At 70.6% G+C, this 11,041-nt stretch carries 8 protein-coding genes and 4 pseudogenes; 9 read left to right on the plus strand and 3 right to left on the minus strand.

The window, feature by feature from the left end; genetic code table 11:
• On the minus strand, positions 1-442 hold a 442-nt coding region (locus ACFW1I_RS01065), incomplete at its 3' end, for a DnaB-like helicase N-terminal domain-containing protein (protein ID WP_384664884.1).
• Positions 443-568: 126 nt separating this feature from the next.
• A pseudogene (locus ACFW1I_RS01070) lies at positions 569-1,324 on the minus strand (carph-isopro domain-containing protein); the annotation flags it as partial.
• 206 nt (positions 1,325-1,530) lie between these two features.
• On the opposite strand from ACFW1I_RS01070, the gene ACFW1I_RS01075 reads away from it, so the two are divergent.
• The 9 genes and pseudogenes from ACFW1I_RS01075 (at position 1,531) to ACFW1I_RS01115 (ending at position 10,779) form a co-directional block, all read left to right on the plus strand.
• Entirely contained in the window at positions 1,531-2,055 is a 525-nt protein-coding gene (locus ACFW1I_RS01075) for an ATP-binding protein (RefSeq protein ID WP_384664886.1), read from the plus strand.
• 40 nt (positions 2,056-2,095) lie between these two features.
• Entirely contained in the window at positions 2,096-3,406 is a 1,311-nt protein-coding gene (locus tag ACFW1I_RS01080; protein WP_384664888.1) for a glycosyltransferase family 4 protein, read from the plus strand.
• Positions 3,403-4,401 (plus strand): D-2-hydroxyacid dehydrogenase, encoded by a 999-nt coding sequence (locus ACFW1I_RS01085; RefSeq protein ID WP_384664890.1) that lies wholly within the window; start codon positions 3,403-3,405, stop codon positions 4,399-4,401. Before ACFW1I_RS01080 ends, ACFW1I_RS01085 begins: the two co-directional genes overlap by 4 nt.
• A gap of 3 nt (positions 4,402-4,404) precedes the next feature.
• Positions 4,405-5,504 (plus strand): annotated as a pseudogene (locus tag ACFW1I_RS01090) (radical SAM protein).
• Positions 5,504-6,622 carry a hypothetical protein gene (locus ACFW1I_RS01095; RefSeq protein ID WP_384664891.1) on the plus strand — a complete coding sequence of 373 codons (1,119 nt, stop codon included), beginning with the start codon at positions 5,504-5,506 and terminating at the stop codon, positions 6,620-6,622. Before ACFW1I_RS01090 ends, ACFW1I_RS01095 begins: the two are co-directional and overlap by 1 nt.
• A gap of 16 nt (positions 6,623-6,638) precedes the next feature.
• Positions 6,639-7,436 (plus strand): radical SAM protein, encoded by a 798-nt coding sequence (locus tag ACFW1I_RS01100; protein ID WP_384664893.1) that lies wholly within the window; start codon positions 6,639-6,641, stop codon positions 7,434-7,436.
• 23 nt (positions 7,437-7,459) lie between these two features.
• On the plus strand, positions 7,460-9,175 hold the full coding sequence (locus tag ACFW1I_RS01105; RefSeq protein WP_384664895.1) for a carbamoyltransferase C-terminal domain-containing protein: 1,716 nt from the start codon (positions 7,460-7,462) through the stop codon (positions 9,173-9,175).
• Between the two features lie 5 nt (positions 9,176-9,180).
• Positions 9,181-9,795, plus strand: coding sequence for an HD domain-containing protein (locus ACFW1I_RS01110; protein ID WP_384664897.1), 615 nt, complete (start codon positions 9,181-9,183; stop codon positions 9,793-9,795).
• Positions 9,792-10,779, plus strand: a pseudogene (locus ACFW1I_RS01115) (glycosyltransferase). Before ACFW1I_RS01110 ends, ACFW1I_RS01115 begins: the two are co-directional and overlap by 4 nt.
• A gap of 7 nt (positions 10,780-10,786) precedes the next feature.
• Here the strand turns inward: ACFW1I_RS01115 and ACFW1I_RS01120 are convergent.
• Positions 10,787-10,942: pseudogene (locus ACFW1I_RS01120) on the minus strand (glutamate--tRNA ligase); the annotation flags it as partial.
• Positions 10,943-11,041: the final 99 nt, after the last annotated feature.

An 11,041-nucleotide genomic window follows, 5' to 3' on the forward strand; every position in this document is an offset into this window, starting at 1 on the left:
GTTTTGCGATGTCGTCCACGACCGCGTCTAGCGCTTCGTCCTCGTCTACCACCGACGGGACGGGCTCCGGGAGGGAGGCGTCGTGGGTGGTCTGGAGGAGGTGCTCAGCGGCGGCACGTAGCCGGCGGCGGGCGTGCTCGGCCTCGACCATCCGCGCGTAGGCCGCCGCGTGCCTCGGCCAGGGACAGACCTGGATGAGGGTGTGCAGGTAGGAGGCGGTCAAGCCGCGTGCCTGCTCCCGGCCCGAGGCGAGCACCTTGTTGAGCCACGTGGGGTTCCTTGCGTGCTCATCTGGTTCGGGCGGCGGCAGGGCGTTGATCGCGGCGAACAGGCTGGCGTGCGCGGCGGTGGAGAACGAGTCGGCGCAGATCCCGGTCACGTCGCCGAGATGTCGCGGATCGAGAAGAAGGGCGCCGAGGAGGGCTTGCTCGGCGTGGAACACCGGCGGCGGCGCCGGGGTCGGGTCGAGGTCGTCCTCGTCGGGTGGGCATGTCGATCAGCGGCACAGTGAATCGGTACCCGGCGGTGAACCCTGCCGGCAGTTCGGCCGGCTCGCACGGTCGGAAGCCGACACCTGGTGCGCTGCCCGCAGCGCCGTGGCGAAGTAGCGCTGCGCCAGACCATGGTCGGCAGCGTCGAAGGCCATCCAACCGGCGAGCTGGCCGATCTCCGCGAGCGCGCGGATGAGGCGGCTCGCGACGGCGGGAGCATGACCGCCCTCGCGGATCAGCAGGCCGACCGCACGGAACTGGGCTCCTACGTACGGGAGATGACGTGCTCCACCGTGCTCGTCGTCGAGCGCGGAGAGCAGGGGCAGGTGCTGTTCGACCTGGTTCACGAGCGGATCGGCGCGTGCGGACGGCATGATCCTGGGCGCGTACTGTCCGCGCCCCGCAGTACCGTCGAGGTACTGGGCGACGATCGCGAGGAGCCCCGCGCCCGAGATCGCGAGGAACCGGCGCCGGTCAACGAGCCCTCCCATCACCCAGTCCTCCACGATCGCCTCCATGCCCTGCACGGTCCAGGGCCGCGCGAGATCCGTGTCGGCCGGAACGAGCGCCGAGGAGTCGCCCACGCGGCCCTGCCAGAGTTCGGCCACCGAGACAGGTCTACCCAGTTCCTGGGAGAGCACGTAGGCGGCCATCATCGGTAACGGCGAGCGCGGCAGTGAGCCGGCGTCCCGCCAGTGATACGGCGCCGACTCGGCCACCGTCCCTGCTCCGAACACCCTGTTGAGCTTGCGAGCGAGCGCCTTCGGGCTCCACCCGAGCTCGTCGAGGCACCCCGCCAGTACGACGTTGGGTTCTCCTGCCTGCGGTGCCACGTGCGACCACCTCTTGCCCCAGTGGTTCGTCCATCACTTCTCGCGCTCCCCCATGGTGACGCCCTTGGACGCCTGATTCACCTCCTTCTCAAGGAAGTTGACCGAGTTGACCCGTTGATCGGGTCCTGCGTGACCGGCCTCCTCCGGTGTTCTTGGATCCCGGCGGAAGGCGCCGCCTTCGGTGCCGACGGAGAAAGGGGTGGGCTTTGAGACACCGCACGAGCACCTTCCGAAGCCGTCCGGGCAGTGTGCTGGAGCGCGACGTCGGACAACCGGCCTTCGTCACCAGGCAGGACGACATCGGCGGCGCCGACGCGACCACGCTGATCACAGATCTGCCGTACGGGCCGAAGGCGGCCGAGGTCGCCCGGGAGGCTGTGGCGGTCGCACTCCACGGCACCGAGGTGGACCTCCTCGAAGACGCCCGGCTGGTCACGTCCGAGCTCGCGACGAACGCGTTCGCCTCAGGCAAGCCGCCCCTGGTCCTGTGTGTCGACCGCATGACACCGACCACCGGCGGCCTGGAGGTCGAGATCACCGTCACCGACGGCGGCTCCTCTCACCCCGCGCCGTTGTCTCCTCCGATTCCTGGCGAGGAGGCCGAATCAGGGCGAGGGCTGGTCATCGTCGGGGCCCTGGCCGACGACTGGTCGCTGACGACCGGCACCCACGGCACCCGTGCCTGGTGCCGACTCATCCGTGAGGCCCGTTCCACGACCGCCAGCGCCTGATGCCCACGTCCGCACCTCTCTTCGAAGGAGGCACCACACGGTGCGCATTGACCAAGCCACTCCATCACCCCCGCTCACGGCCGTACCGGAGGTGGTTCGCCAGCCCCGTGTCATTGTCGTCCTCCACGAGGGCTTCTACGGTGCGGCTTCGGGCACCGGCTTCAGTAACCGCGCTTTCCTCACGGCCCTCGCCCGCCTGCTGCCGCCGGGCCGTCTCTCCGTGGTCACCCCGCACGTGCCGGAGGCGGCAGGAGCGCACGATCGACGGTGGGCCGGCGAGGTCCAGCACATGCTGCGGCAGGCCGAGGCCGACGTCATCACGATCCCGGAGGTCCAGGTGGCTGCGGACTCGATCCATGGTTCCGTACAACTGTGCGACCTGGCGGGCGAGGCGGCTGCGCGCATCGCCGACCGCGCGAGCCGGTGCCTTCTCATCGGTCTCGACATCCCGCTCCTCGGGCTTGCCCCCTATACGTCGCCTACCACGGACCTGCTGCTCATTCCCCGCTCCACGACGGCGCTGACACGGCCCAAGGACCTGCCTCGAATTCACTGGGAGCGAGACGCCCTGCGGGCGGCGACCGTCCGAGGCGGACGGATCGGTGCCATCTCCTCCCACATGCGGGGCCACCTTGTTGTCAGATACGCGGTCCCTCGAAAAAACATCGTCAGCGTCCCGAACGGGCTGATCCAGGAGGAGATGGCCCGGCCGGCCAGCGCGCCGCCCCTGCCCGTCAGGGCCCGCGCCGGCTTCCTTCTCGCCATGGGGCGCGCCGTGCCGACGAAGGGCTTCGATGACTTGCTGGAGGCGCTGCGCATCCTCAAGGAGCGCGGGGTCCGCGCTTCGCATCTGCTCCTGGCAGCCGTGACCTCGGACGAGCACGAGCGCCCGACCTCATACCAGGAGAGCCTGGCGGCGCGCATCCGCGCGTACGGCCTGGACGCGACTCTGATCACCCGCTTTTCCCCGGCGATCCGCGCCTGGCTGTACAACCCGGCCCTGCGCGCGGTCGTAGTTCCCTCGCGAGAGGAGCCCTTCGGTCGCATCCCCCTGGAGGCGTTCGCAGCCGGAGCGGGCCCCGTGGTGGCGACCACGGCCGGCGGGCTGGCCCAGACCGTCTTCGAAGGCGAAACCGGCTTCACCGCCATGCCACGTGACGCCAGGTCTCTGGCCACTGCGCTCCACCGCGCCCTGACCGTCCTGCCCCGCGAACGCGACCGGCTCCGGAGCGCCGGGGCTGCCCTGGTGCGCTCGCGCCACGACTACGAGGCCAGCATCGGCTCCGTTATCGAGCGCATCGCTCCTTGGGCTCTGGTGCCGGCGTCGGGTGCGGTGGGCCGAGCGCGATGAACCGGCCGGTGGTGTTGATCAGTCTGGAGTCCCCACACTCTTTCTGGCGTTTGTCCGCCGAGCACGAGCGCGCGCTGTCGGCCGCCTTCCCCGGTGTCGAGTTCCGTACGGCGACCGAGGAGGCAGTGTCGCACCAACTGGCCGAGGCGCATGTCTACTTCGGCTGGACGTTCAAGCCGTCGTGGCTGTTCGGCGCGCCTCATCTGAGGTGGATCGCCTCCCCGGCGGCCGGCACCGACCATCTGCCCGTCGCCGAGGCCCATTCCGTCGGGGTGGCTCTGACCCGCTCGTACGGGTTCCACGGCAGACCCATGGTCGAGCACGCCATGGGGATGGTCCTGGGCTTCTCACGCGGGCTGTTCATGAGCCAGCTCGCCCAGCGGAACCGGACCTGGTGGAAGGACGACCTGGCCGAGGAGTTCTTCGACCTGGCGGGGGCGACGATGACCATCGTCGGCTGCGGCAGTATCGGCGGACACCTCGCGCGTGGGGCCCGCTCCTTCGGGATGGACGTCATCGGCGTACGGCGGACGCCGCCGGTGGCTGCCGAGGGCGGGATCACGTGGATGCACACGTCGGCGGTGCACCAGGCGGTTGCTGTCGCCGACGTGGTGGTCGATCTGCTGCCCGCCACCCGGGCCACGGACCGCTTCTTCGACCACGACCTCTTCACGGCGTTCAAGCCCAGGTCGCTCTTCCTCAACCTCGGCCGCGCGGCGACCGTCGACCAGGCGGCGCTCCTGGCCGCCCTCAACGCCGGCCACCTCCGCGGTGCTGCCCTGGACGTCTTCGATCCGAAGCCGCTGCCCGCCCGACATCCGCTGCGGCTGCACCCCCGGGTCGTCCTCACGCCGAAGAGCTCCACGCTCAGCCGCACGTACATGAACGAGGCGGTCGCGTTCTTCGCCGACAACCTGCGTCGCTACCTCACCGACCAGCCGCTCAACGGCTTGGCCGAGGTGCCCGCTGCCCGCTCTCCCCTCGTAGGAGGCTGACCGATGCCCGCCACACGACACCGCGACCTGGCCGCCGCCTTCGCCGCGACCACCCCTACCTGGCATTCACCCTGAACTCGCTCTGCAACCTGGACTGCGTGTTCTGCAAGCCCCGCTGCATGCCGGACTACGGGCACAAGGACCGCCCCCTGACCGCCTCCGACTACGCGGCCATCGCCGTCGAGGCCGGCGCCTGGAAGATCAGGAAGGCGCACTGCTCCGGCGGTGAGCCGACCCTGCGAGCGGACATCCTCGATGTGATCGCGGGTCTCGCAGACGGCCTCGGGTCCAACGCCGCGATCGGCATGACCAGCCACGGCAACCTGCGCCGTGGTCTGAGCGTCGAGAAGCTCCACGGTGCCGGCCTGACGTACCTCAACCTCAGCCTCCACAGCCTCGACCCCGACCGATCTGCTGAGATCATGGGCGGCGGCGACCCGCGCATCACCCGGCGCACCCTCGACACCGCTCTCTCCCTCGGCCTGCGCGTGAAGATCAACTGCGTTCTCCAGCGCACCTACCTGGACGACGCCTTCGCCGTGGCCGAGCTCGCCCGCGACCTGCCCGTCGCCGTCCGGCTGATCGAGCTCCAGAACATCGGCCCCGCCCAGGCGCTCTTCGACACCGAGTTCATCAACGAGGCGGAGGTCCGAGAACGTCTCCACGAGTGGTTCGCGAACGCAGGCGAGGTCCGCAGGGACGAACTCGGGGTCCGCAGCCCCGGGCAGTACCTCCGCCCGGACGGCTGGGCGGGATCGATCGGCTTTATCTCCAACTCCAGCTGCGCCACCTGCTCCGACGCCAATCGCATCAAGATCACGCCCACCGGTGTGGCCCGCCCCTGCATCCTCCACAACCGCGACATCCCCCTGAAGCCCCACCTCGCCGAGGCCACCCTCGGCGACGCCTTCGCCCACCTCTTCCAGGCCATGCTCGACCGCAACACCAACGACGCCTGGCAGGGCTTCCACTACGTCGACTACGACCTGCGCTGGGACCGGATGGAGCGCCCCGAAGGCACCCCCGTCCTGCCCGTGCTGCCTCTCCTCACCACGGACACGGCCCGGCCCGCCTGCGCCCGTGTCTCCTCGGGGGAACGGTGATGGCGGTGATCGAAGCACCGTCCCTCTACATGGGACTCGGAGCGCTGTACGAACGCGAGCTGGACGCTCACGACGTCGGCGCGGTGATGCTCACCCACAAGTGGCAGCCGGCCGACCTGTTGGCTCCCCACTCCGACATCGACGTCCGGGTCCTGATTTCCCAGGCCCCGACGGATTGGGAGGAGTGGAACCAGCGCCTGGCCGCCGCGCACACCGCCGCGGTCAGCCGGGAGATCTCCCACCGGCGCCTCCTGGAGCATCCGCCCGGCTTCGCGTTCACCGTGGCCGAGGCGGACGGGCGGCTCGTCTCCGCGCCCGAGCTCGCGACCTGGTCGCTGATCAGCGGGAGCGCCCGGGACTTCCAGCGGTGGAAGTCCCGGGCCCAGATGGCGCCATGGTGCAACGTCGACGAGCGGTTCTATCGGGGCATCCTCCACGGGCGGCTGGGCGGCCGGTACCAGTTGGCGGCGGACAGCGTCGACAACGTGGTGGAGGACATCGCTGCGTACCGGCGCCACTGTGTGGCTTGGCACTACCTGGCCCCGTGCTGGTTCGCCGCAGCCGCGCTCGCGACACGGACCCGTTGCCCCGGTAAGACGGCTGCGCTCACGCAGTGGCGTCCGGACGGGCTGGACGGGTACGCCGAGTTGTTCCTCGGGCACGCCGAAGATCGACCCGATACCCGTCCTCGGAGTCCGCGTCACCTGCTCCGCACGGCCCATGTTGCCCTGGAGGCTGCGATGCGCCGCGTTCCCGACGCGACCAGCACCGCCGGCAAGCTCGACGAGCAGGCCCGTACCGACTGGGTGATGACCGCCGGGATGCTGCGTGTCCGCGTCGCCCGCTGGCTGTACTACCTCGACCCGCCGCCCGGCGTGGCGACGGACTACCTGATCCGGCGCGAGGCGAAGGAACTCCGAGCCGCCGCGCAGGCCCTGAACGTGCTCGCGGCGGACGAGGCCACTCCCGCCCAGCGGCTGGCCGCCCGGATGGCGGCGCTGATCCCCACCGGCCCGACCACCGCCGGCACCCTGCGCGCGACCCTCTCGCTCTGGCACCGGCAGAAGTCCATCGTGCAGGACTTCCTCAGCCTCACCCCCGCTGACGTCTATCCCTGACGCAAGGAGTCCCGCCATGTCCGCACGTGCGTCCCTGCCCCGCGCCCTGAAGACGGCGAAGATCAAGATCACGACGAAGTGCAACCGGTCCTGCGACTTCTGCATCTTCGCCGACGGCGCCCAGGGCGAGAACATGTCCCAGGAGCTGTTCTCCACCATTCTGGCCCGGCTGGAGACCATCCCCTTCCAGCAGCTGCACATCAACGGCGGCGAGCCCACCGTGCACCGGGACTTCCCCGCCCTCAGCGACGCGGCCCGCACCCGCCTGCCGGACAAGGTCATGGTCTTGGGCACGAACGCCATCACCTTGGCCCGCAACATGCGGATCATGGAGGCCACCCTCCGCTCGTACGACCAGGTCCTCATCGGCTGCGACGACGAGCACGAGAACTACGACGAGGTCCACGCCGTCGTGCCCCGCCTTCGCGAGGCCGGCAAGACCGTGGTCATCAACAGCGTCCTGGAAGGCATCAGTTCCTCCCGCCTCACGCAGGTCGCGAGGCTGTGCGACAGGTACGGAGCCATCCACGTCACCAACCACGTGCACCACGTCGACGTCGGCCAGCCGGCGAACGAGCTGCGCGGCATCTGCGACCGCTACCTCGACCAGCACCTGATGATCGAGATAGACGGGTCCTGCTACCGCTGCTTCAACGCCATGGCGAAGGACGACAGCGAATTCAGCATCTGGGACGAGGACTTCGCGGCCAAGGTGTTCGCGCCCCGCGGCCACCACTTCCGGTTCTGCCTGCGCTGCCACGAGTACACCGACTCCGGCACCGCCCTCCTCCCCGTCCCGGCCCTCACCGTCTGACCTCAGACCGGAGGTACACCACCATGCCCGCAGTCCTCGGACTGAACTTCCACCACGACACCAGCGCCGCCTTACTCGTCGACGGCCGCCTCTACGCGGCCGAGGAAGAACGCTGGAGCGGCCTCAAGCACAACCACCCCACCCGCAAGGGCACGCTCACCGCCCCGACCCGCGCGCTCCAGTGGTGCCTGGAGGCCGCCGGCCTCGAACCGCAGGACATCGACGCCGTCTGGGCCGCCTCCATGCGCCCCAACCCCGCCGCCGGCTGGTGGCTGGCCGAGGAGCGCGACGAACTCGCCGCCCTCCTACCCGCCCCGCTCGGCGAACACCTCCGCCTCCTCTCCCACCACACGGCCCACGTGCTCTCCGGCTACCTGCTCTCCGGCCACGGCCACGCGGCCGGCCTCGTCATCGACGCCGGCGGCTCCTCCCTCGGCTCCGACTTCGGCCCTGGCCGCGAGCGCATCACCGGGTACGACCTGCGGCCCGATCGCATCGACCGCCTCCACCAGGCCATGCCGACCGTCGTGCCCAGCCCGGCCGGCCCCCGGCGCGTTCACTCCTCCCTCGGGCACTTCTACCGGAACCTCGCGCGGCGGGTGATCCCGCCTGGGGACGAGCCCGAGGGCAGCATGATGGCGCTCGCAGCCTTCGGCGATCCCCAGCGCTACGGAGCACAGATCCGCGAGCTGGTCCGGCTTGGCGACGACGGCGAGGTCCGCATCGACCACCCCTGGGGCTCGGCGGACAGCAGCACCCCGCTGCTGCTCGGCGGCCGAGCCTGGACCGCCGACAACGTCGCGGAGCAGCCGGAACACAAGCGGGCCGACCTGGCCGCCGCCGTCCAGGAGGTCTTCGCCGAATCCGTCGTCCACATCGCCCGCCACCTGCAACGGCTCACCAGAGCCTCAACGTTGGTGTTCTCCGGCGGGTGCGCCCTGAACTCCCACCTCAACGGCCAGATGGCAGCCGACAGCGGCTTCGACACCCTCTTCGTGGCACCAGCCCCGCACGACGCGGGCACCGCCGTGGGCGCCGCGCTCTACGGCTGGCACTACCAGCTCGGCCAGGAGCGCCTCCCGGTGCCGACCGACGCGGCCTGGGGCCCGCACCCGGACGTCCTACCGGCGGCTGCGGTGCCGCCCGGATACCGTTCGTTGCCCGACCTCGGCCCGGGTCTGGCGCCCACGGTGGCCGCACTGCTCGCGGACCACCACATCGTCGGCTGGGTGCAGGGACAGCTCGAGTTCGGCCCGCGAGCCCTCGGCCATCGCTCGATCCTCGCCCACCCCGGCCACGCCGCCACGCGCGACCGGCTCAACGCGATCAAGAAGCGAGCCGCATACCGCCCCTTCGCGCCAGCGGTCCTCGCCGAGCACGCCACGGAGTGGTTCATGTCGGCGGGCGACCCCTTCATGAACCGTGTCGCCCGCGTCCGCCGATGCCGAGCGGACCGCATCGCCGCGATCACCCACCACGACGGCACCGCCCGCGTCCAGTCCGTCGCCCCCGACCACCAGGGCCTGCGCCCACTCCTGGAGCAGTTTCACGAGCGCACCGGACTGCCGCTGCTGCTGAACACCTCCTTCAACCGCAAGGGCACCCCGATCCTGCGGACCGCCGAGCAGGCCGTTGTAGCGGCGGCAGACCTCGGCCTCGACGCCCTGGCGGTCGGCGACACCCTGCTCCTCGCCGACCACGTGCCCGACCCCCGAGCCACGGCCCCCCGTACGAGGTGAAGCGGATGAACCCCATCGACCTGGACCACGTCCTCACCGTGCTCGGCGCCGCCGCGTGGAGCGCGGACGAGCAGTCCCGCGCCCGCGTCGTTGGCGCCCTCGCCCTCACCATCTACGACGGCCACACCCGCGACCAGGGCACGCCCTACCTGGAACACCCGCTCGCCATCATCACGCTGCTCGCCACGGAGATTAGGGTCAGCCAGGTCGAGACCCTTCTCGTCGCCCTCCTCCACGACGCCCTGGAGGTGGCCCCCGAGTCGGAGGCGCTGCTCGTCCAGCACCTCGGCGCCCCGTTCGCCAACCGCCTGCGGGCAATGACGGCCGACCACCGCCTCGAACAGCGCCCCAAGGCCGCCGGCGACGAAACCCGCTGGCGTTTCAAGCAGGCCGCGCTCCCGCCCGAGGACCTCCTCGTTCGGCTCGCCGACCGCCTCCACAACCTGCGCGATCTCGCCGCCTCGCCCAACCTCGACAGGCGCCGACGGTTCCTTCGAAGCCTGCAGGACTTCTACCTGCCGCTCGCCGGCGCCGCCCGCGGCCTCAGCCCCCACCTGGAGGCCATGTACACGCTGCTCCACGCCGAGTACGTCCGACACCACCAGGAGGTACGTCCGTGAAGCGGGTTGTCTACTCGATGGAGCCGGTCGGCCGGACCGGTGGCCGGGTCTACCTGCGGATGCTCCATGAGGCGACGGCCGACGACGTGGAGTGGCGCACGGTCCCGGACCACAAGCGCACCTACCATGTCCGCCGCTGGCGCAAGCTCCGCCACCTCGCCCGCCTAGCCCCGGCCATCCGGGCGCTCGACAGCACCACCGGCACCTTCATGTGGGACGACCTGAGCCTGTTGCTCTTCACGCCAGAGATGCGGGCCCGCACGGTATTTCTCCTGCACCACTACGAGCCGCTGCAGCACGACTCCGCCCCCGTTGAGGCCATGCTCTGGGAGCACCTGTTCCGCGTACTGCCCCAGTGCGCCGCCGTGGTCTGCGTCGCCCCCTACTGGGCCGACTTCCTCCAGGCCCGAGGCGTCCGCAACGTCCGGGTGATCTACAACGCCTTCGACATGACGGAAGTCGAGCGGGCCCGCGGCTTCGACCGGACCGAGTGCCGCGCAGAGTTCGGTCTGTCGGCGGACGTGATTGGCGTGTACGCGGGCAAGGCCGTGCATTGGAAGGGCACCGAAGAGGTCTCGGCGACCCTGGCCGGCGCGCCCGGGCTGCGGGTGATTACCAGCGGCAGCAACACCATCGGCTTCGACGGCGCCCACTACGACGTCGACCGCGAGCGGTACCTCCGGCTGTTGTGCGCGTGCGACGTCGGCGTCTTCCTCCCCCAGATGCGGGAGGGCTGGAGCCGCTGCGCGGCCGAGGCCCTACTGCTCGGCCTGCCCTGCCTGATCCGCCCTGTGGCCGGCCTGGGCGACCTCGCCACGCTGACCGGCCAGCCAGCCCCGCGACCTCGGCCGACTGCCTGCGCAGGTCCGGGAACGCGCGGCCGCGCGTCAGACGGAGACCAAGGCAGCGTACGAGGCCCTGGCCCGGTTCGATCTGAACTACTTCGGCAACGCCTGGGGCGACCTTCTCGCGAAGATCGTCTGAACGGCGACTACGCCTGCGCGGCGGCCAGCTTCTTGGCCGCCGCGTCCAGACGGGCCAGTACGCGGTCCCGGCCGAGCAGCTCCATGGACTCGAACAGCGGGAGTCCGATCGTGCGGCCGGTGACCGCGACCCGGATGGGCGCCTGGGCCTTGCCCAGCTTGAGTGGGGGGGGGGGTGGGCGCGCCCCTCGCGGCCCGCGCGGGTGGGGGGGGCGGGCGGGGCGTACCCCTTCGCGTACGCCTCCCTCGGCGAGCTGCCGGCC

It is taken from the genome of Streptomyces sp. NPDC058955 (assembly GCF_042741435.1).
Taxonomy (GTDB): Bacteria; Actinomycetota; Actinomycetes; order Streptomycetales; family Streptomycetaceae; genus Streptomyces.

What these genes read in the sequence shown, in the direction of transcription:
- ACFW1I_RS01085 (WP_384664890.1), top strand. Translation starts at nt 3,403, where the DNA reads ATGAACCGGCCGGTGGTGTTGATCAGTCTGGAGTCCCCACACTCTTTC.
- ACFW1I_RS01095 (WP_384664891.1), top strand. Translation starts at nt 5,504, where the DNA reads ATGGCGGTGATCGAAGCACCGTCCCTCTACATGGGACTCGGAGCGCTG.
- ACFW1I_RS01100 (WP_384664893.1), top strand. Translation starts at nt 6,639, where the DNA reads ATGTCCGCACGTGCGTCCCTGCCCCGCGCCCTGAAGACGGCGAAGATC.
- ACFW1I_RS01105 (WP_384664895.1), top strand. Translation starts at nt 7,460, where the DNA reads ATGCCCGCAGTCCTCGGACTGAACTTCCACCACGACACCAGCGCCGCC.
- ACFW1I_RS01110 (WP_384664897.1), top strand. Translation starts at nt 9,181, where the DNA reads ATGAACCCCATCGACCTGGACCACGTCCTCACCGTGCTCGGCGCCGCC.